This is a genomic window from Acidovorax sp. ACV01 (assembly GCF_014851495.1).
Taxonomy (GTDB): domain Bacteria; phylum Pseudomonadota; class Gammaproteobacteria; order Burkholderiales; family Burkholderiaceae_C; genus Acidovorax; species Acidovorax radicis.
Genome location: NZ_JACUZT010000002.1, coordinates 538,833 through 558,214 on the forward strand (window position 1 = coordinate 538,833; position 19,382 = coordinate 558,214).

The following is a 19,382-nucleotide window of genomic DNA, read 5'->3' on the forward strand; positions in this document are numbered from 1 at the left end:
CGATGAATCACTGGCATCGAACCGCGCTGTTGGCGGCCCTGGCAACCACGGCCGGGCTGGCCCAGGCCGACACCGGCAAGCTGCTGCTCACGGGCGGCGTCAGCACCATTGCCGGGTCGGCCGGCGGCGGGCTGACCCCCTGGGCGGTGATTGGCAGCAACGCCACGGAAGGCGAGGTGGGCTTCAGCGGCTACGCCACCCGCGCGGCCACGCAGGACTACAGCCTGAACGGTTACGGCGTGGCCGTGGGCTTGTTCGACAGGGTGGAGCTGTCGCTGGCGCGGCAGGACTTTGACGCCTCGCCCGCCATTGCGCTCAATGGCATTGCGCCCTTTGGCGTGACGCCGGGGCAGCACATCAAGATGGATGTGGTGGGCATTAAGGTCAAGGTGGCGGGCGACGCCGTGCTGAACGCCGACAGCTGGATGCCACAGATCGCCGTGGGGTTGGAGCACAAGCGTGTGCACCCAGGCTCCATCGGGTCGGTGCTCGACTTTTTGGGCACCAAGACCAGCGGCACCGACGTGTATGTGAGCGCCACCAAACTGTTGCTCGCTCAGAGCCTGCTGGTCAACGGCACGCTGCGCTCCACCAACGCCAACCAGAACGGCCTGCTGGGTTTTGGCTCTGCCGCGCCGGGCAAGAACAGCCGCAGCCTGCAGCCCGAGTTCTCCGTGGCCTACCTCATCAACAAGAACCTGGCGGTGGGTGCCGAAGTTCGCTTCAAGCCCAACAACCTGCAGGCGCTGGGCGCCGCAGCGGGCCTGGGCGCTGCGCTGCGCGAAGACGACTGGAAAGACATCTTCATCGCCTGGGCGCCCAGCAAGAACCTGTCGCTGACGCTGGCCTACGTGGACCTGGGCCGCATCGTGCCCGGCGTCACCCAAAACCGCCGCCAGACGGGCTACTACCTGTCGGCCCAGGTTGCTTTCTGACGCGGCAGTGCGCATTCCCCCTTTGGAGATTTCCATGAAGCACCACACCCTGATCGCCTGGGCACTCGCCCTGGGCGGCCTGCTGGCCCTGCCAGCAATCGCACAAACAACGAACGCTGCAGCCCCAGCTGCTGCACACGCACCGGCGGGCCTGTACCAGGCCCTGGGCGAAAAGCCCGGCATCACTCGCCTGATGGACGATTTTGTGAACCGCGTGGTCAAAGACCCGCGCATTGGCGGCCATTTCAAGGACGTGAAGCCCGCCGCGCTCAAGGAGAGCCTGACCGACCAGATCTGCCAATTGAGCGGTGGCCCTTGCAAATATGAAGGCGCTGACATGAAATCGGCCCATGCCGACATGGACATCAACAAGGGCCACTTCAACGCCCTAGTGGAGGTGCTGCAAAGCGCCATGGATGCCCAGGGCATACCGTTCGCTCAGCAAAACCGCCTGCTGGCCTTGCTGGCGCCCATGCACCGGGACGTGATCACCATCCGCTGAAGCTGTTGATATGAAAAATACTATGGTTTTTATAGCTGCTAGTGCTTTACTGACAAGCGCTGGCGCCGGAAATGTGCAAATCCAGGTGCTGGACCGCGAGGGCAAGCCGGTGCCCGAAGCCGTGGTGGTGGTGTACCCCGCTGCTTCGCCGGGCGCGGCCCCCAGCCTGCTGCAGGCCAGCCCCACCATCGAGCAGGAGCGCATGCGGTTTGTGCCCGCCCTGACGGTGGTGATGCCCGGCACCACGGTGCGGTTTACCAACCAGGACCGCTGGGACCACCATGTGCGCGGCGCAGCCGCAGGCCTGTCGTCCGCCCCAGCCACCAGCGGCTTCGAGCTGCGCCTGGAGGGCAAGACCGACGGCAAGCCGGCCAACTCCTTTGAGGTCAAGCTCGACACGGCGGGTGTGGTGCTGTTGTCGTGCCACCTGCACGGCTCCATGCGCGGCCATGTGTTTGTGACGGATTCGGCCTGGACGCTCAAGACCGATGCCGACGGCATCGCCCGCTTTGCCAGCGTGCCCGACGGCGCGGCCCAGGTGCGCGTCTGGCATGCCGAGCAACTGGTGGACTTGCCCCGCAAGGCGTTGAACGTGGCCCCGGGGCCTGTGCTGGACACCGTGCAGCTGAGCGTGGTGCCGCGCGTGCGGCGCGCACCGCCAGCGGCGCCTTCCAATACGCCGGGTGGGCCGACCGGGGGGTATAGCCAGGGACCCGCTGGGTTTGGGGAGCGGGTCGCGCATCGGCATTGATGGGCATCACTGTCGGCTGACGGGTTTAGGTGACGTCGTGCCTGGTTTGAGTGCGGAGGCCGGGAGTCGCCCGCCGGGGCGACATCCCGGCCTCCACCCTTAACAAAGGCACGAGGCTAGATCAGCACATGAGCCCCGGCTTCGAAGGGCTCAGCTCAAGCGGCAGGTACGAGAATCAGAGACTATAAAAACAATAGCTGCTAGCGCTTTATGGATAAGCGCCAGCAGCCAAAAAAACCAAAAAAAACAAGGCAAAAAATCATCACCCCGGCATCCGCAACCCCGAAGAAACCGAAGGCACATTCGACGGCCGATGCGGCTGCCCCTGCGGCTGCTCCACCCGCACCAGATGTGCATCGACAGCACCCCCCAGCCCCACATCCCCACGGGCCGGGGCATGGCCGGCACCCGCTCCGGCACCCGCCGCATTCGCACTCCCCCCAGGTGCCGTCAAAAACAGATACAGCGCCTGCGCATCCACATCACTCAACTGCCCCAGCGACTCAAAAGGCATCACCTGGATCGGTGTGCCATCCGGCCGCTTGCCGGTGCGCAGCATGGCCACAAAACTGGCTGCGTTGGGGTAGCGGGCCATGGCGCTGTCGGCACCAGGCCGGATGTCGGCGGCGGCCGGCCAGTCGGGTGGGCCGCCGGGGATCTTGCCGCCCGCCAGATTGGCACCATGGCAGCCGATGCACATGTTGGCCACGTACTGGCCGTTGGGCAGCGTCACGCCCGCAGGCACGGGGCGCGAAGGGGCCAGCTGGTGGTCGATGCGCGCGGCCGCATCGGGGATGGCACCCAGGCCGTACAGCACCCAGGCGGGGCGGGGCAGATCGACCACCGCCTGCGTGCCCTCCTGGGGCTTGAACTGGCGCACATACGACACCAGGGCGTTCAGGTCGTCGTTGGTGAAGCGGTTGTAGTCCTCGCTGGGCATCACCAGCAGCGGGCGGCCATTGGGTTTGACGCCGTGGCGGATCACGCTGTTCCAGTCCTCGGGCTGGTAGCGGGCGACCACGCCAGCGGGGGTGATGTTGGGGCCCACGATGCGCGTGCCCTTGCCGTCGTTGACAAACTCGCGGCCCGTGCCCTGCGCGCCGTGGCAATCGGTGCAGCCGCGCGATGCATACAGATAGCGCCCACGCTCGATGGTCTGCGCGTCGGTGGTGTAAGCCACGGGGCGTGGCTTGATGTCGATATAGCGGTTGCGCTTTTGCTCGGCCAGATACAGGCCGCTGGCCGCCGTGGCGGCAACGATGACGCCCAGCAGCAGCGCGCTGCCAGCGGTCCATTTGATCCAGCGTTTCATGGTGGTATCCCTCTTCTTCGAATGAATGACTGACTGAACGAACGAATTCACGTGTTCAGGCGCCGGATTCTGAATTCGAAGAAGCGGTTTGTGACACCCTCCCACCGCAGGGTGTGGCGCAGCCGGTGACATATGTCACAAACGGCGCTCCGGTGTGGCGGGGCGTGCGTCAACCGCCCCGGTGCTCAGCGCTCGATGGCCTTGTTCCAGCGCGTGTTCCAGGCCGGGCGGTTGGCGTTCACGCTATCCCAGTCCAGCGTCACGGCGTTTTTCATCCACTGGCTGATCTGCGCCACCTGGGCCGCACCTTCACCCACGGCGGGGGCCTTGGGGTTGGTGGGGATCTGCGCGCCAAACTGCAGCACGTTGGCCTGTGCCAGCGGGCTCAGCAAAAATTCGGCAAGCTTTTGCGCCAGCTCGGGCTCACTGTTCTTGGCGATCACGCACTGGCCGGTCATCAGCACCACCGAGCCTTCCTTGGGCTGTGCGTATTCCACCGGAATGCCCTTGGACTTGAGCGCGGCCACGGCCGTGGGCGTGAGCGGGAACAGCGCGGCCTCACCCGTCTGCACCATCTCGGAAATCTTGGCCGAGCTGGGGATGTACTCCAGCACGTTGGGGCCAATGGTCTTGGCCCAGTTGTTGAAGCCCGGCTCCACATTCTTGTCGTTGCCGCCCTGGATGCGGTTGAACATCAGGAAGCCGTGCAGGCCGAACGATGAGGAGGGCATGGACTGGAACACCACCTTGCCCTTGTACTTGGGGTCCGCAAAGTCCATCCATGAGGTGGGTGCAGCCCAGCCTTTCTCGGCAAACATCTTGGTGTTGTAGGCAATGCCCGTCATGCCCAGGCTCACGCCGCTGGCCAGGTCGTCCTTGAAGCGGGCTGCGGGGTAGATGTCGTTCAGGTGTGGGTTGGGGCGCTGCTTCTCGCACAGGCCCATGCCCATGGCGCGCACCATCACGCCATCGTCCAGAAACATCACGTGCATCTGCGGCTTGTCCTTGTTGGCCTGGGCTTTGGCCAGGATGTCCGAAGAAGTGCCGGGCACGACCACCACCTTCGCACCGTGCAGCTTCTCGAACGCCGGGAACACGTACTGCGTGTAGGCCTTCTCCATGGTGCCGCCGTTCATGCCGATGTAGATCGTTTTCGTCTGCGCGGTGGCGGTACCGGCCGTGGCGACAGCGGCCAGCGCAGCAACGGCCAGGATTTTGCGGCGCGCGGAGCCTGCGTGGCGATGGGTGAAGGTGGTCATGGTGATTCCTTTCAGTGGGGGAGGGAAGGGGGCTTTCAGGGCTTGTTCGGTGGCGTGTCTGGTCAGTGGGCGGCCGCAGCGGTGGCCACTTGCGCCGCTGTGGTGGAGAGAAATCGCTCGATGGAAAAGGCCTCGATCGGCGTGGTGCTGCGGCCGTCGCGCGCCAGCTCGGCCAGCACCTCTCCGACGGCGGGACCAATCTGGAAACCTGCGCCTGCAAAACCAAAGCCGTGGATCAAACCTGGTGTGGTGCGGCTCTGGCCCAGCACCGGCTGGCGGTCGGGCAGATAACCCTCGGTGCCGCTCCAGGTGCGGATGAAGTGTGCGTTTTTGAGCGCGGGCAGCAGCTCCATCGCCAGCACGGCCAGCGCGGCAATGGCGCCACGCTCCGAGCGGGCGCGGTCCGCATCCAGCGCCACACCGGCGCCACCGCCCAGCACCAGGTTGCCGCGTGCGACCTGGCGGCAGTAGATGCCGCCGCCTTCCACGCCCAGGCTCCAGTGCATGAAGAACGGCAATGGCTCTGTCACCGCCATGGCGGGGTGGCCGGACTGCAGGGGCACTGCCTCGCCAAACTGCGCAGCCAAGGCACCCGCCCAGGCGCCTGCGCAGTTGATGAGCACTGGTGCACGCACCGCTACTGCGTTGCCTGAGCGCACGGTGAACTGGTGTCCGTCGTGCTCCACCGAGGTCATCGGTGTGCGCTCCAGAATCTGCGCCCCCGCGCGCCGTGCGGCCAGCGCAAAGGCGGGCGACACCAGGCGCGGGTTGGCTTGCCCGTCATCGGGGCACAGCGATCCACCCACGGCACGCCCGCCCAGCCAGGGGCAGCGCTCGCGCAGCGTGGCGCCCGAGACGAGTTGAATGCCCAGGTCAAAGTCGCGGCTCAGCGCGGCGTAGTGTTCGAGCGAGGCCATGTCCGTCTCGCTGCGGCCGATCTTGAAGTGCCCGCTGCGCTGGTATTCGCCGTCGGTGCCAATCAGCGCAGGCAGGTCGGCCCACACCTGGTGGGCGCGCTGCGCCAGCGGCAATTGGCTCACAGGGCGGCCTTGGCGGCGCACGCCGCCGTAGTTCACACCGCTGGACCGCGAGCCGCACAGGTCGCGCTCCAGCAGCACCACGCTGACGCCCTTGCGGCGCAGCGCCAGTGCGGCCGACGCGCCCACAATGCCGCCGCCCACAATGGCGACATCGGTATCAATTGTTCGGGTGGCGGCGGTCATGCGGTGGCCTCCGCCGGGGTGTGGTGCGGTTCAGTGGCATGTGCTTGCAGATGGATCGGAATCGGTTTGATGGGCGCTTGTCCACGCAGGCGCCCCACCAGCTCTACCGGCTTGCCGGTGGCCTGGGCCAGGATTTCAGCCGCAGCCACGCCACACATGCGGCCCTGGCAGCGGCCCATGCCCACGCGGGTCAGGGCCTTGAGGCGGTTCATTTCGTCGGCCCCGGTGTCGCGGGCGCAGGCGCGCAGCTCTCCCGCCGTGATGTTTTCGCAGCGGCACACCACCAGCGCATCGGGCGCGTGGGCCGCCCAGTCGGTGGGGAAGGGGAAGGCGCGTTCCAGTCCTTGTCTGAAAGGCATCAGGTTCGTCAACTTGCGCTCTAGTTCTGCAGCACGTGCGGCATCTACCTTCACGCCGTGGTCGGCCAGCAGTGCCAGCGCGGCGCGCTCGCCCGCCCATTCGGCTGCATCCGCGCCCAGGATGCCCGCGCCATCGCCCGCCAGGTACACACCCGCCACGCTGGTGCGGCCCGCGCTGTCGCGCTCGGGCAGGTGGGCGCGGTGCATCGGCGCCCAGGCAAAGCGGCAACCCAGCAGGTCGGCCAGTTGGGTCTCGGACCGCAGTGCGTAGCCAAAGCCCACGGCGTCGCAGGGCATGGTGTGCTCGGTGTTCCCGTCGCTCCACACCACGGCGTTCACCCGTGTGTCGCCTTGCACGCGCACGGGCCGCACACCGGTGTGCACCGGCACGCCCTGCGCGCGCAGCCACCCCACGTAGTACAGGCCCTTGGCCAGCACGGTGGGCTGCCTCAGCATGCCGGGCAGGGCTGCGAGTTGGTCTGAAAAGCGGGCCGTGTCCAGCACCGCGGCCACCTTCGTGCCTGCCTTGGCATATTGGTACGCCACCAGGTACAGCAGTGGCCCGGTGCCCATCAGCACCACGTTGCGGCCGATGGTGCAGCCCTGAAACTTCAGCGCCACTTGAGCGCCACCCAGCGTGTACACGCCGGGCAGTGTCCAGCCCGGTAGGGGCAGCACCCGGTCGGTGGCGCCGCTGGCCACGATGAGCTGGCCGTAGGGCACCGTGCGCGTGGTCTGTGTGGGGCCGTGCAGCACATCGAGCTGGCCGCCCTGGGCGTTCCACACCAGGCTGTTGGGTTGGTAGTCGATGTGGGCGGCTATGCCATCCAGCGTGTTGTGCAATGCCGTGGCGCGCTTGGCCTCGGCGCCGTACAGCGTTTGTGGGCTGCGGGCAAAGTGCGCGGGCGGGCGGCGGTAGATTTGCCCGCCGCCGCGCGCGGCCTCGTCAATCAGCACGGGGCGCGCACCGTGTGCCACCAGGGCTTGCGCGGCGCGAATGCCTGCCGGGCCTGCGCCGACGATCACGGGTTGCAAATCAGAGGCGGTCATGCTGCCCCTCCCGTGGTCAGCTGCATGCCTGCCGTGATGAAGGTGGCGCAAGACCGCAACCGCTCACCGCTCGGAGTCAGCACCCAGCAGTCCTGGCACGCACCCATCAGGCAAAAGCCAGCACGCGGCTCGTGGCTGAACTCGTTGCGGCGCAACTGGGCGCGGTGGGTGAGGATGGCGGTCAACACCGTGTCGCCTTCGAGCGCGGTGGCAGGTTCGCCGTCGAGCATGAAGGGTACGGAGGCCCGATCTTTTTCGGCCACGCGGTGGAACAGGGCTGGTTTCACGGTCATGAAAGTCGTGCCCATTTATTTACGTCCCACGAGCACGCGGTCCAGTCCGTACACCCGGTCCAGCAACACCATCGCGCAGGCCGTCAGGGCCACCATCAGTGCCGACACCGCCGCCATCAGCGGGTCAATCGACTCGGTGGCGTACATGTACATGCGCACCGGCAGCGTCACCGTGCTGGGCGAGGTGACAAAGATCGACATGGTCACTTCGTCAAAGCTGTTGATGAAGGCCAGCATCCAGCCGCCCGTCACGCCGGGCAGGATCATCGGCAACGTGATGCGCGTGAACACCGTGGCCTGGCTGGCGCCCAGCGACAGGGCGGCATGCTCGGCACTGCGGTCAAACCCCACCAGTGCAGCCACCACCAGCCGCAGGGTGTAAGGCGTGACGATGAGCGCATGCGCAAACACCAGCCAGCCAAAGCTGCCCGTGCCGCCCAGCAGCGCAAACAGGCGCAGCAGGGCCACGCCCAGCACCAGATGCGGAATGATCAGTGGCGACAGAAACAGCCCGTTCAAAAAGCCGCGCCCCGCAAACTCGTAGCGTGTGATGGCAATGCCCGCAGGCACGGCCAGCACCGTGGCCAGCGTGGCCGATGCCAGCGCCAGCCACAGGCTGTTCCAAAACGACTGCACAAAGTCCGAATGCTCGAACACCGCCTTGAACCAGCGCAGCGAGAACTCGGTGGTGGGCAGCGTCAGCGTGTTGTGCGGCGTAAACGCCACGATGCACACCACCAGCAGCGGGGCGAGCATGAAGGTGATGACCAGCGCGTTGAACGCGAGGGCGAGAGGGCCGTTTTTTTGCATAAATCAGGACTCCCGCCGGGCCGCCCCAAGGGAGGCCTGAGCCCCCTTGGGGGGCAGCGAATACACGAAGTGATGGAGCGTGGGGGTGGCCATATTTACCCGAGAGATTTTTTGTAGCGGCCTTCAACCAATCGGTTGTAGCTCAGCATGACCACCAGGTTGGCCACCAGCAGCGTCAGCGCAATCGCTGCGCCCAGGGGCCAGTTCAGCTCGTGCAGGTACTCGTCGTACACCACCGTGGCCACCATCTTCAGCCGCCGCCCGCCCAGCAGGCCGGGAATAGCGAACGAGCTGGCCGCCAGTCCGAACACGATGAGGCTGCCGGACAGGATGCCAGGCAGCACCTGCGGCAACACAATGCGCCGCAGCGTGGTGAACGGCGTGGCCTGCAGCGACAGGGCTGCGTTCTCCACACCCGGGTCCAGCTTCTGCAGCGAGGTCCACACGGGGATCACCATGAAGGGCAGCATCACATGCACCAGGGCGATGACCACCGCGATCTCGGTGTAGAGCATCTTCACCGGGCCAATGCCAACGAGTTGCAGCGCGCCATTCACCAGCCCCTCGGGGCCCAGCAGCATGCTCCATCCAAAGGCGCGCACCACCACCGACACCAGCAGTGGCGCCAGCACCACCAGCAGCAAGATGGAGCGCCACGGGTTGCCCATGCGGCTCAGGATGTAGGCCTCGGGCGCACCAATGGCCACGCAGATCAGCGTGACCAGTCCCGCAATCCAGAACGTGCGCCAGAAGATCGTGTGGTAGTACGAATCAGTGAACACATGGGCGTAATGCTCCAGCGTGAACTCACCCGCCTTCACCCCCGTGGCCGGGTCAAACGCGTTGAACGACAGCACGGCCGTGAGCGCCAGCGGCACCAGCAGCAGCACCGTGAACAGCACCAGCGCCGGGCCAGACAGCCACCAGGGGGCGGCCTTTTTGTGCAGCAAGGTGGTGGCCAGGCTCATGGTGCCACCTCGGCGGTGTCTTCGGCCTCCAGTTCGGCCGTCGCCGTTTCATCCGCGGGCAGCAGGCGCATGCAGTGGTCGGGCCAGTCCACGCCCGTGCGCTCGCCCTCGGCCAGGTCGGGGCGGCCGTCGTTGGGGGTCAGCACCATCAGGTCACCCACAGGCGTGCCGATGCGGTAGAGCCACTGGCTACCCAGAAAGAAACGCTCGCACACCTGACCATCCATTCGGCCCTGCGCGGCGGGCACCAACTGCACTTTTTCAGGCCGCACGCTCAGCAGCACGGCGGCGCCGGGGCGGTAGCGGGCACCATCCACCTCCATCGTGAGGGCGCCCACCTTCACCTGCGTGTGCATGCCACTTGCATGCGTTACCTGACCGGGCAGCAGGTTGGCCTTGCCCACAAAGGTGGAGATGAAGCGGGTGCGCGGGTGCTCGTATACGCGATGCGGGTGGTCGATCTGCGTGGCGCGGCCCGCCTCCATCACCACCACGCGGTCGCTGATGGACATGGCCTCGCTCTGGTCGTGCGTGACCATGATGGTGGTGGTGCCCACCTTGCGCTGAATCTGCCGCAGCTCAAACTGCATCTCTTCGCGCAGCTTGGCGTCCAGGTTGGACAGGGGCTCGTCCAGCAACAGCACCGGCGGCTCGATCACCAGCGCGCGCGCCAGTGCCACCCGCTGGCGCTGTCCGCCCGACAACTCACGCGGGTAGCGCGTGGCGTGCGCCTCCAGGTGCACCAGTGCCAGCGCCTGGGCCACGCGCTCGGCGCGCTCAGCCTTGGGCACCTTGCGCATCTCCAGCCCAAAGCTCACATTGGCCGCCACCGTCATGTGCGGGAAGAGGGCATAGCTCTGGAACACGATGCCCAGCCCGCGCGTGTTGGCCTTGGCGTGCGTGATGTCCTTGCCATCGAGCTCAATGCGCCCGCTGGTCACCGCCTCAAACCCCGCCACCATCTGCAGCGTGGTCGTCTTGCCGCAGCCCGAGGGGCCCAGCAGCGACACAAATTCACCCTTTTGCACCGTGAGGTTCATGGCCTGCACCGCGCAGGTGCTGCCGTAGAACTTGGTCACATCCGTGAGCTTGAGAAACGACATGGCGAAGGCCTTTCCGGTGGTGGCACTGCGCGGGTTGGCTGGAGCCTGTGTGTGCGCCACCTGCTTGTGGAGTTGCATGGACGGGCTGCGGGGCTTTTGAGTGCTTGCACCGGGGTGGTGCAATCGCCTCGCAAAGTTTGAAACAGCCGCTCGATTCGATTGAATCTATTGCAATAAACAAACCAGAACGCTTCGGGTATTCCATTAATCAGAATTTTTCTTAAATTTATTCCATTCAATGAAATATAATGCCTTCGGTTTGAACACAAAATTCCACAGGAGCGATGTATGGAAGCCGCATCCACCGCCACCGGCGGCGTACCCCGGGTGTTTGCCGTCATCCGGGCCCTGTCGGCCGTGCAGGCCGAGGGCGGGCGAGTCACCCAATTGGCGCGTGCAGTGGGCCTCACGCAGGGCACCACGCACCGTTTGCTGCAATCGCTGGTGGCAGAGGGCATGGTCGAGCAGGACGAGCGCAGCAAGCTCTACCGCCTGAGCATGGACTTTTTTGCCCTGGCCGCCAAAGCCGGCAACCCCGGTGATTTGCGCAGCCTGTGCCGCCCCGTGCTGCTGCGCCTGTGCGCAAGCCTGGGCGACAGTATTTTTCTATTGGTGCGCAGCGGGTTCGACGCTGTGTGCCTGGACCGAAGCGAAGGCCCGTTCCCCATCCGGTCCTTCACCGGCGACATCGGCGGCCGCGTGGCCTTGGGTGTGGGGCAGGGCGCTCTGGCCATCCTGGCCTTCTTGCCCGAGGCCGAGCGCGAAGAGGTCATCCGCTTCAACCTCTCGCGCGTGCGCGAATACGGTGTGTTTGACGAGGTGTATCTGCGCACCGAAATCGAGCGCGTGCGCCAACTGGGCTACGCGGGCCGCAACACCGGCTTGCTCGAAGGCATGGCCGGTGTGGCAGTGCCCATCTGCGACCGCGAAGGCCGCGCCGTGGCCGCGCTGAGTGTGGGCACGATTGCGGACCGGTTGAACGCCGACCGCATGCCCACGGTGGTGGAACTGCTCAAGCGCGAGGCGGCTGCGATTGGGCCGAAGATCAATCCGTTTGATGCGACCTTGAGGCGGCCGGCGCAGAGTTTGTCAGGCGGGGCGCTGGGTCAGGCGATTGGGGTGGCTGTGGGGTAGACGGGGGACGGCTGTGGGCCCTTCAGAGACATATGGGCTTCTGAAAGCGTTGCTGCAACGTAGACGTTCGATAACGCAACTTACTGTTGCTGAATTGGGGGGAGCAGAGCAGAGCTACCTTGTCAAGGCACTCGTCGGGTTGCGACCGCTTAGCGGGCCTCTGCGACGCAAGGACGGCTCATACTTATATCCCGCGCAGTGATGTGATATAGCGATGGACACTAACAATAAACAGGTCATCGAAGAGCTTCGCGCAATCATAGGCGCACAGCAAGAGCTTCTGCGATTGACACTTTGGGTGATGTCTCAAGGCCCTGCGGACTTTTTCGGTCACAAGGTCATTTGTCGCTTGGAATGGGACCAAGTGCGTGCCGCAACTGCTACATCCCTCGGAGCTGGTCAGTCGATCAACACGATCTTGTCTGGCTCGGTAAATGTAGGTGTAGGAATCCCCGTTCGGGACCTATACCCCATCACACGGGCAGTGGTGGAAGGTTTCATCAACGCCTCGTTTTTCGTGACGCAGCCGGTCGAGGTTTCGGAACGTGCCATGAAACACAAGGAATATGCGGCCTGGAAGCATGTAAACCGTTCAATCGGCAACGGTGATTTTGCGTTCAGGCTGAGCTCTGATCCGGACCCCAAGGCAACGGCTGACAGGCTGTTCCCTGAATTCACAGGCAGAGGTCGGGACTCCTGGAGTTCGTTGGACGCACCCTCCAAGATCAACCGCATTGGCAAGGTCAATGGGCGCTCTGGCGGTGCGCTTTTGGGCGCTTACGCTCTCGTCTATGCCGTCTCCTCGGAGATCATTCACGGGTCTGTGTACGGCATGAGCTACTTCATGAATGCGCACAATCCAGGAGGGAGCGTCGAAGCCTTCCAGGCGGGCACAGAGGGGCAGGTGGTTGATATCCTGACCGCCGTCGTTCACGCGACGAGCGGCTTTCTTTCCGCCTTCGCAACAGTCCACGAATGCAAACAGTTGGCAGACATCGAGCGGGAACTGTTCCGCCGCATGTATAAGGCTGTCAGCGGCGAAGAGCTGAATGACGACAAGAGGGACAGCTGACGAGAACCAAGCAGCCAATCCAACTGCGGGCATTCATGAACGGCCGAATATGGCCGATTGCGGCATCGTGACTGTCGATTGGTCTGAGGTTGTTCCCACCGCCCAGCTGCTCTGAGTCAGCCATGGCCTATGCGGGCTTTTTGATTCAGCCCGTTTGGTATCTGTAGCAGCGTCGCAGCTTGCCAATTGTCTCGACAAAGCTGAGACAATTTCAACGCACTTCCCGTGGATTAAAGGCTTTTGGCAAAGTCAGTTGCTTCTGTTTTTGTAGCTGCTAACGCTTTACTCATAAGCGCCAGAGGCACTTTTATCCATATTCCACGACATCTGCCCGTGCTTGCCACGCCAAACCCGCGCTGCGCGCTTTTGTGTCACGGGCTCCTCACCCCCTGCCACTGCCCGCACACTCCACCACCAACCGAGCCCTGAACGTCTTCACCAAAGGCGTCTGCACCCACGCCTCAGGGTACATTCGACAGCACGCCTTGGTACTCGTCAGCATCTGCTCTGAAAGCGCCATAAGGCTGCCCGCCGCCAGTGCATGCCGATGAGAAAACGTGGCAATGGTCCTGCCACCAGGTGGGACGAGGGGCCTGACGATCATGGCCGAATTTTCGGACTGGGGCCGCGCAGGCCCTGCAACGATGCACGCTGCGGCCCACCCGCTACTTTCAAGAATAAAGAACAAACACCATGGATTTCCAGCAAGCCACTCCCGAATACCTCGACCAATGCCGCGCCGCACAACGGGCTGAGCAGGAGCAATCCCTGGCCAGCACCAACAACTGGGCGCACGTGGACAAGCCCCAGGCGCATGCCGACTTCGATGCGTTCTACAAGGAACTGGCGCCGTTGATCGATGCAAACGAGCCTGCGTCTCCCACCATCCAGGCCTTGATGGCAAAACACTTTGCCATCGTCTCGCGCTTTTACGTGCCCTCGCGTGAGGCCTATGTGGGCACTGCGCTGTTCTACGCGGACAACGCCGAAATGAAGGCGTTTCACAATACCTACCATCCCCGTCTGGTGGAGTTTTTGGGCGGGGCGGTGCACGCCTATGCCCAGCAGAACCTGGCCTGAATTCCCGGTCTGGCCCGCCCGCCACAGCCATGCTGGCCACGCGTTCTCAATGCCCATGCAACCCCTCTCTGCACCACCCGCACCGCATTCACCGCCGGAGCCCTTGCCGGTGTGCGCAGCTCTGGCCGAGGCGTTGATGGATGACCCGTTCTATCAGGCCGTCACCATCGACCACGCGGCAGCCCCTGCACTGCGGCACAGGGTGCTGGCCCACTACTTTGCGCTGGCCATGGACGAGGCTTGTGCCGTCGGCGAGGTGCTGCAGGCAGGCACCGACGGGGCAGCATGCTGGATCACGAACCGGGCCACCGCCAGCGAGAAGGCCATGCACAGCGCACGGCGCACCGAAGGCCTGGCCCGGTGCCTGGGGCCCCTGGGGTTCGACAACTACCAGCGCATCGCCGCTGCCATGGAAGAACAGGTGCCCGGCAATCTGCACAACGCCTGGTACCTGTCGATCCTGGGCGTGCGCACGGCGGCCCGTGGCCAGGGCCTGGCGCAGCGGCTGATTCTGCCGACCTTGGTCCGCGCAGACCTGGCAGGCGCAGCCTGCTATCTGGAAACCTTCAACCCGCTCAGTCTTCCGTTTTACCGGCGCCTGGGGTTTACCGGCGAGACGGAGTGCGTTGAGCCCGTCTTGGGCCGCACGTACTGGCTGATGGCGCGCGATGCAAGGCCTCCATCCTGATGGCGGCGGCGGTTGCCAGCGCGCCTACTTTCTCGCAAGCCCTGCACTGAATTGCCATGGGTCATGGTTTGCCTGGCAAAGCGATGATCTGCCCGCTCATCCCCGATTCGGGGCTGTCATTGATCACGTAGTATCGCTGGGCAATAGAGAGAAACAAGCCACCCAGCGAGGGCGAATCCTGTGCGATCCCTTGCTCGTCCGGCAGGGACTGGCAAGGAAGCTGGTGTGCGAGAGGGCAATAAATAATGAAGCGTGATGTTCGCTGGGCTGCGCTGCTGCTGGTGGTGGTGTACCTGTCGGTGTCTGCCACCACCGCTTGGCAGATATGGTCGGTACGAGAGCACTCGCTGGCCGAAATCGACACCCAGAACCTCAACCTGGCACAGACCCTGAACACCTACACGGAAGGCGTCATCACCCAAAGTGCCATGCTGCTTCTGGGCATCGTCGAGCGCCTTGAGGAAGAGGGGGCGGAGCCCGGGCATCTGCAGCGCCTGCAACGGCTGATTGGCCGGCAAGAGCACCTGCTCAACCAGCTCAATGGCATGGCCATCTACGACCATGCGGGCAACCGGCTGATGTCCTCCATCGGCCCCGCACCAGCCCATGCGAGTGGGGCAGACAGGGCCTTCTTTGCGCACCACCGGGACAATTCATCCCCTGAGCCTTTTATCGGACCCGCCATCCAAAGCCGCTCCACGGGCGACTGGGTCATTACCGTGAGCCGGCGCTTTGACGACCATGACAAGCGCTTTGCCGGTGTCGTGGTCGTGAGCCTGGGCATCAAGGATTTCCTGGAGTTGTTTGGCAAGATCGACGTGGGCACGCAGGGGGCCATCGGCCTGTCTACCACCGGCGGGCAGATGCTGGTGCGCTACCCCTACCGCGAGCAGGACATGGGCCGCGACTTCTCCAAGTCTCCCAACTTCCAGCGCTTCTACTCGGGCGCGGTGTCCGGCACCGCCGCGTTCAAATCCGGCATCGACGGAACGCAGCGGTTGTACGCCTACCGCAAGAACGACCGCTACCCCCTGATCACCACCGTGGCCGTGGGCAAGGAAGAGGCCTTGAGCCGCTGGCGGCGCCAGGCGCTGCTCACCGCAGGTGTCGTGGGGGCCTTGTTGCTGGGCATCACGGCCATTGGGTGGCATCTGCTGATCGACATCCGCCGCCGCACCCGTGCCGAGGTCTCGCTGGTAGCGGCGCGAGAAGACCTGATGGCTGTGAACCAGAAGCTCGAAGCGCTGGCTACGCAAGACCAGCTCACAGGCCTGGCCAATCGCCGCTGCTTTGATGAAACCTTGAATGTGGAGTGCCGCCGCGCCGGCAGAGAAGGCACTCCGCTGTCCCTGCTGCTCATCGATGTCGACCACTTCAAAGGCTTCAACGACACCTACGGCCATGTGGAGGGCGACGCCTGTCTGCAGGCGGTGTCGAAGTGCCTGGTGCAGTACGCAAAGCGCCCGGGGGATCTGGTTGCGCGCTATGGGGGTGAGGAGCTGGCCATCATCCTGCCCAACACCGACCTGCCAGGCGCGCAGGTCGTTGCAGAGGTGGTGCGTGAGCGAATTGAAGCCCTGGCCATCCGCCACGGCACCAGCGCCTTCGGGCATGTCACGGTCAGTGTGGGCGCCGCGTGCATGGCAGGTTCTTATGGGGAAGGCAGCGAGCGGCAGTTGATCGAGGCGGCGGACCGCATGCTTTACCGGGCGAAGGCCTCAGGCCGCAATCGGGTGGAGACCGGAGCGGACAGAAAATGACGGCGCCACATGTTCCCCTATCGCACCCCAAATACCGCCCGGATATCGATGGTTTGAGGGCCATCGCGGTTGTTTCGGTGGTGGCCTTCCACGCATTTCCCTCCTGGATCGGGGGGGGATTCATTGGCGTCGATATCTTCTTCGTGATATCTGGCTATCTGATCTCCTCCATCATTTTCGAAAGCCTGGACAAAAAGGCTTTCAGTTTTTCTGAATTTTATGCGCGCCGCATTCGGCGCATATTCCCGGCGCTTCTATTGGTCTTGATAGCCTGCCTTGCCTTTGGCTGGTTTACGTTATGGGCAGATGAATACAAGCAGTTGGGCAAGCACGTGATGGGAGGCGTTGGATTTGTTTCCAATTTTGTGCTTTGGGGGGAGGCAGGCTATTTTGACAACTCTGCGGAAACCAAGGTCTTGCTGCATTTGTGGAGCCTGGGGATCGAGGAGCAGTTCTACATTGTCTGGCCCGTGCTGCTCTGGGTGGCCTGGAAGTGCAAATTTAATCTCTTCGCAATCACTGTGGTGTGCGCAATTTTATCCTTTGCGCTCAATATAAAAGGTGCAGGGCAAAATGCCATCACGACTTTTTATTCACCTCAAACCCGATTCTGGGAGCTTCTTTGTGGAAGCCTGCTGGCTTGGTTTTTTCTTTATGGGAAGGATGTGTGCAGAAAGTGGGCGGTTGCACTCCATGGCTGGCGAACCATCGCCGTTCACTACCAAAAAATCAAACCCCGCGATGGGTTCTTGTTGAACGTATCGTCGCTGCTGGGTTTGTTGTTGCTGGCGTATGGGTTCTGGCGAATCGATAAAAACATGAACTTCCCAGGTGTTTGGGCGGTAGTGCCTGTGCTGGGGACCATGTTGATGATTTCAGCGGGGCCAAGCGCATGGATCAACAGAAAAATACTGTCGAACAGAATCGCAGTCTGGTTGGGTTTGATCAGTTTTCCATTGTATTTGTGGCACTGGCCCCTGCTTTCCTTCGCGCGGATTGTGGAAGGTGAAGTGCCGAGCCGGGATGTCCGCATTGCGGCTGTCGCTCTGTCTGTGGTGCTGGCATGGCTGACTTATCGCCTGGTGGAGCACCCGGTGCGGCTGGGCCGGCGCAGTCCATGGAAAGTGGTGGCGCTGGTGGTTTTGATGGTCACCATTGGCGGTGCTGGATATATCGTCTACGACAGCGATGGCGTCAAATCACGGAGCCATGTGGTCAAAATGAATTCCATCAATGCCCAATTTGTGGGGCCGTTGTGGAAGTTTGCAAAAAATGACCTCTGCGAATCAAAGTATCCTTTTGCGGAAACCGAAAAATATGGCTGGTGGTTTTGCATGGCCAATAGCCCGGAAAAGCCAACTCTGCTGTTGTTGGGCAGTAGCTTTGCAAACCATCTCTATCCGGGTTTTGCCCTGAATGATGAGTTCAAGCACCATTCGGTGCTCTCCATCGGGACTTGCGATGCCGGCTGGGTTGAAAGGTCTGACCCAACCACCGAGCTGACTTCCTTGCCCTGTTCTGGCCAGAGGCGGTTTGATCAGCAGGAGTTCATCAACCATCTTGTTGTGAAAGAGAATTCAATCCGATATGCGGTCATCGGTGGCGTTCGCCACAACACCGATCCAGGCTACCTGGAAAGACTGAGAAAAAGAATTGATTTTCTCGAAAAAAATAACATCAAAGTCATTGTTTTTAGCCCGCATGTGAGGCTGAAATACGATATCAAGGGCTGCTACGCGCGGCCCCTGAAGGAAACTGAAAAAACCTGCCTAGCTTCTGTGGATGATTATGCTGAAATAGCGAATGATTTCCATCGGCTGATGTGGTCAATTCTAAAAACCAATCCCAATGTTCTGGTATTCGATCAGAACACGGTTTTTTGCGATGCACGTGTGTGCCAATTCAAGCTCCCTGTCATGCCCGCTTTCAGGGATGAATATTCGCATTATTCAGAATTTGCCAGCAGACTGGTCATCGAGGAGTTTGCCAGGTGGGCCAAAATTCATGCCCCAGACATGCTGGCGCCCTGAAATCCCGATGCGGAGGGGCTCCCTTGTCTCGGCGCACCGGCCTCGTGGTCGGGCTGGCTTGCCTGCGGTGGCGGGCTGCATCTCTCCACCGGCTCATCCTGCAGCGGTCGGCAGTGCGTGGCACTCCTTCACCACCCAATCCCTGAACGCCTTCACCAACGGCGTCTGCGCCCGCGCCTCGGGGTAGACCAGGTAGTACGCATCGGTGCTCGTCAGCACCTGGTCTGACAGCTCCACCAAGCTCCCCGCCGCCAATTCCTGCTCAATCAAAAAGCGCGGCAGCAGCGCAGCACCCAGGTGGGAGACGGCAGCCTGGGCAATCATGGCGAAGTGTTCGGACTGGGGGCCGCGCAGGGCTAGGGCCGTGGGGGCGCCCACCAGCTCAAACCATTCGGCCCACTGCGTGGGGCGGGTGCTTTGCTGCAGCAGCACCACGCGGGTCAAATCCTGCGGGGTGTGGATGTTGTGGCGGTCACGGTAGGCGGGGCTGCACACAGGCACGGTTTCTTCGTGCATCAGGTATTCGCACACGGCGCCCGCCCAGTGCGGCGCGCCGAAGTGGATGGCAGCGTCAAACGGCGTGCCCGCAAAGTCAAAGGGCTCGGTGCGGGCCGAGAAGTTGACCATGGCTTCGGGGTGCAGCGCCATGAAGCCGCCCAGGCGCGGGATGAGCCAGCGCGTGCCCAGCGTGGGCAGCACGGCCAGGTTGAGCAGACCGTCGGTGCTGGAGAACGCCATGGTTTTTTGCGTGCTGGCCGACAGCTGTTGCAGCACGTTTTGCACGTCGGCGGCATAAACGCGGCCCGCGTCGGTCAGCACCACGCGCTGGCGCACGCGGTGGAAGAGGGCGGTGCCCAGTTGATCTTCCAGCTGCCGGATCTGGCGCGATACGGCGCTTTGGGTGAGGTGCAGTTCCTCCGCCGCGCGCGACACGCTCTGGTGGCGTGCTGCTGCCTCAAAGGCCAGCAGGTCGGCTGTGGAGGGCAGGAAGGTGCGGCGCAGCAGGGTCATGCGTAGGGGGAATGATTGGCGGTGGCAAAAATTACATATTTT

18 protein-coding genes are annotated in these 19,382 nt (G+C 63.2%); 9 read left to right on the forward strand and 9 right to left on the reverse strand.

All coding sequences use genetic code 11. The features are described 5' to 3' along the window. Positions 1–2 precede the first annotated feature (2 nt). The 3 genes from IB243_RS06975 (at position 3) to IB243_RS06985 (ending at position 2,188) form a co-directional block, all read left to right on the forward strand. Positions 3–935: a DUF3034 family protein gene (locus IB243_RS06975; RefSeq protein ID WP_192425934.1), complete on the forward strand. Its 933-nt coding sequence runs from the start codon at positions 3–5 to the stop codon at positions 933–935. Between the two features lie 34 nt (positions 936–969). Continuing rightward, on the forward strand, positions 970–1,437 hold the full coding sequence (locus tag IB243_RS06980; RefSeq protein ID WP_192425936.1) for a group 1 truncated hemoglobin: 468 nt from the start codon (positions 970–972) through the stop codon (positions 1,435–1,437). A 73-nt stretch (positions 1,438–1,510) separates the two neighbouring features. Then, the gene (locus IB243_RS06985) at positions 1,511–2,188 is read left to right on the forward strand and encodes a plastocyanin/azurin family copper-binding protein (protein ID WP_192425938.1); all 678 of its coding nucleotides are present in this window, start codon (positions 1,511–1,513) and stop codon (positions 2,186–2,188) included. A 262-nt stretch (positions 2,189–2,450) separates the two neighbouring features. On the opposite strand, the gene IB243_RS06990 is transcribed toward IB243_RS06985, so the two are convergent. The 8 genes from IB243_RS06990 to IB243_RS07025 form a co-directional block, all read right to left on the reverse strand. Further along, complete coding sequence (locus tag IB243_RS06990) at positions 2,451–3,500, reverse strand: cytochrome c (RefSeq protein WP_192425940.1); 1,050 nt, start codon at positions 3,498–3,500, stop codon at positions 2,451–2,453. 185 nt (positions 3,501–3,685) lie between these two features. Next, the gene (locus IB243_RS06995; RefSeq protein ID WP_192425942.1) at positions 3,686–4,759 is read right to left on the reverse strand and encodes an ABC transporter substrate-binding protein; all 1,074 of its coding nucleotides are present in this window, start codon (positions 4,757–4,759) and stop codon (positions 3,686–3,688) included. Between the two features lie 62 nt (positions 4,760–4,821). Continuing rightward, entirely contained in the window at positions 4,822–5,982 is a 1,161-nt protein-coding gene (locus IB243_RS07000) for an FAD-binding oxidoreductase (protein ID WP_192425944.1), read from the reverse strand. Beyond that, positions 5,979–7,391 (reverse strand): FAD/NAD(P)-binding oxidoreductase, encoded by a 1,413-nt coding sequence (locus IB243_RS07005; protein WP_192425946.1) that lies wholly within the window; start codon positions 7,389–7,391, stop codon positions 5,979–5,981. Before IB243_RS07005 ends, IB243_RS07000 begins: the two co-directional genes overlap by 4 nt. Next, complete coding sequence (locus IB243_RS07010; RefSeq protein ID WP_225584786.1) at positions 7,388–7,684, reverse strand: (2Fe-2S)-binding protein; 297 nt, start codon at positions 7,682–7,684, stop codon at positions 7,388–7,390. Before IB243_RS07010 ends, IB243_RS07005 begins: the two co-directional genes overlap by 4 nt. Before the next feature lie 15 nt (positions 7,685–7,699). Beyond that, positions 7,700–8,494 carry an ABC transporter permease gene (locus IB243_RS07015; RefSeq protein WP_010463652.1) on the reverse strand — a complete coding sequence of 265 codons (795 nt, stop codon included), beginning with the start codon at positions 8,492–8,494 and terminating at the stop codon, positions 7,700–7,702. 95 nt (positions 8,495–8,589) lie between these two features. Beyond that, entirely contained in the window at positions 8,590–9,462 is an 873-nt protein-coding gene (locus IB243_RS07020) for an ABC transporter permease (RefSeq protein WP_192425949.1), read from the reverse strand. Then, positions 9,459–10,565 (reverse strand): ABC transporter ATP-binding protein, encoded by a 1,107-nt coding sequence (locus IB243_RS07025; RefSeq protein WP_192426343.1) that lies wholly within the window; start codon positions 10,563–10,565, stop codon positions 9,459–9,461. Before IB243_RS07025 ends, IB243_RS07020 begins: the two co-directional genes overlap by 4 nt. 288 nt (positions 10,566–10,853) lie before the next feature. On the opposite strand from IB243_RS07025, the gene IB243_RS07030 reads away from it, so the two are divergent. The 6 genes from IB243_RS07030 (at position 10,854) to IB243_RS07055 (ending at position 18,329) form a co-directional block, all read left to right on the forward strand. Further along, a complete protein-coding gene (locus IB243_RS07030; protein ID WP_192425951.1) occupies positions 10,854–11,699 on the forward strand; it encodes an IclR family transcriptional regulator in 846 nt (281 codons plus the stop codon). Between the two features lie 214 nt (positions 11,700–11,913). Then, on the forward strand, positions 11,914–12,771 hold the full coding sequence (locus IB243_RS07035; protein WP_192425953.1) for a DUF5677 domain-containing protein: 858 nt from the start codon (positions 11,914–11,916) through the stop codon (positions 12,769–12,771). 693 nt (positions 12,772–13,464) lie between these two features. Beyond that, positions 13,465–13,851 (forward strand): TipAS antibiotic-recognition domain-containing protein, encoded by a 387-nt coding sequence (locus IB243_RS07040; protein ID WP_192425955.1) that lies wholly within the window; start codon positions 13,465–13,467, stop codon positions 13,849–13,851. A 55-nt stretch (positions 13,852–13,906) separates the two neighbouring features. Continuing rightward, positions 13,907–14,539 (forward strand): GNAT family N-acetyltransferase, encoded by a 633-nt coding sequence (locus IB243_RS07045; RefSeq protein ID WP_225584787.1) that lies wholly within the window; start codon positions 13,907–13,909, stop codon positions 14,537–14,539. A 245-nt stretch (positions 14,540–14,784) separates the two neighbouring features. Continuing rightward, complete coding sequence (locus tag IB243_RS07050; protein ID WP_192425958.1) at positions 14,785–16,299, forward strand: diguanylate cyclase; 1,515 nt, start codon at positions 14,785–14,787, stop codon at positions 16,297–16,299. Then, positions 16,296–18,329 (forward strand): acyltransferase family protein, encoded by a 2,034-nt coding sequence (locus IB243_RS07055; RefSeq protein ID WP_225584788.1) that lies wholly within the window; start codon positions 16,296–16,298, stop codon positions 18,327–18,329. The genes IB243_RS07050 and IB243_RS07055 overlap by 4 nt, the downstream gene beginning before the upstream one ends. 93 nt (positions 18,330–18,422) lie before the next feature. Here the strand turns inward: IB243_RS07055 and IB243_RS07060 are convergent, their stop codons facing one another. Continuing rightward, complete coding sequence (locus IB243_RS07060; protein ID WP_192425960.1) at positions 18,423–19,340, reverse strand: LysR family transcriptional regulator; 918 nt, start codon at positions 19,338–19,340, stop codon at positions 18,423–18,425. Positions 19,341–19,382: the final 42 nt, after the last annotated feature.

What these genes read in the sequence shown, in the direction of transcription:
- IB243_RS06975 (WP_192425934.1), top strand. Translation starts at nt 3, where the DNA reads ATGAATCACTGGCATCGAACCGCGCTGTTGGCGGCCCTGGCAACCACG.
- IB243_RS06980 (WP_192425936.1), top strand. Translation starts at nt 970, where the DNA reads ATGAAGCACCACACCCTGATCGCCTGGGCACTCGCCCTGGGCGGCCTG.
- IB243_RS06990 (WP_192425940.1), bottom strand. Translation starts at nt 3,500, where the DNA reads ATGAAACGCTGGATCAAATGGACCGCTGGCAGCGCGCTGCTGCTGGGC.
- IB243_RS06995 (WP_192425942.1), bottom strand. Translation starts at nt 4,759, where the DNA reads ATGACCACCTTCACCCATCGCCACGCAGGCTCCGCGCGCCGCAAAATC.
- IB243_RS07000 (WP_192425944.1), bottom strand. Translation starts at nt 5,982, where the DNA reads ATGACCGCCGCCACCCGAACAATTGATACCGATGTCGCCATTGTGGGC.
- IB243_RS07005 (WP_192425946.1), bottom strand. Translation starts at nt 7,391, where the DNA reads ATGACCGCCTCTGATTTGCAACCCGTGATCGTCGGCGCAGGCCCGGCA.
- IB243_RS07010 (WP_225584786.1), bottom strand. Translation starts at nt 7,684, where the DNA reads ATGACCGTGAAACCAGCCCTGTTCCACCGCGTGGCCGAAAAAGATCGG.
- IB243_RS07015 (WP_010463652.1), bottom strand. Translation starts at nt 8,494, where the DNA reads ATGCAAAAAAACGGCCCTCTCGCCCTCGCGTTCAACGCGCTGGTCATC.
- IB243_RS07020 (WP_192425949.1), bottom strand. Translation starts at nt 9,462, where the DNA reads ATGAGCCTGGCCACCACCTTGCTGCACAAAAAGGCCGCCCCCTGGTGG.
- IB243_RS07025 (WP_192426343.1), bottom strand. Translation starts at nt 10,565, where the DNA reads ATGTCGTTTCTCAAGCTCACGGATGTGACCAAGTTCTACGGCAGCACC.
- IB243_RS07030 (WP_192425951.1), top strand. Translation starts at nt 10,854, where the DNA reads ATGGAAGCCGCATCCACCGCCACCGGCGGCGTACCCCGGGTGTTTGCC.
- IB243_RS07035 (WP_192425953.1), top strand. Translation starts at nt 11,914, where the DNA reads ATGGACACTAACAATAAACAGGTCATCGAAGAGCTTCGCGCAATCATA.
- IB243_RS07040 (WP_192425955.1), top strand. Translation starts at nt 13,465, where the DNA reads ATGGATTTCCAGCAAGCCACTCCCGAATACCTCGACCAATGCCGCGCC.
- IB243_RS07045 (WP_225584787.1), top strand. Translation starts at nt 13,907, where the DNA reads ATGCAACCCCTCTCTGCACCACCCGCACCGCATTCACCGCCGGAGCCC.
- IB243_RS07050 (WP_192425958.1), top strand. Translation starts at nt 14,785, where the DNA reads ATGAAGCGTGATGTTCGCTGGGCTGCGCTGCTGCTGGTGGTGGTGTAC.
- IB243_RS07055 (WP_225584788.1), top strand. Translation starts at nt 16,296, where the DNA reads ATGACGGCGCCACATGTTCCCCTATCGCACCCCAAATACCGCCCGGAT.
- IB243_RS07060 (WP_192425960.1), bottom strand. Translation starts at nt 19,340, where the DNA reads ATGACCCTGCTGCGCCGCACCTTCCTGCCCTCCACAGCCGACCTGCTG.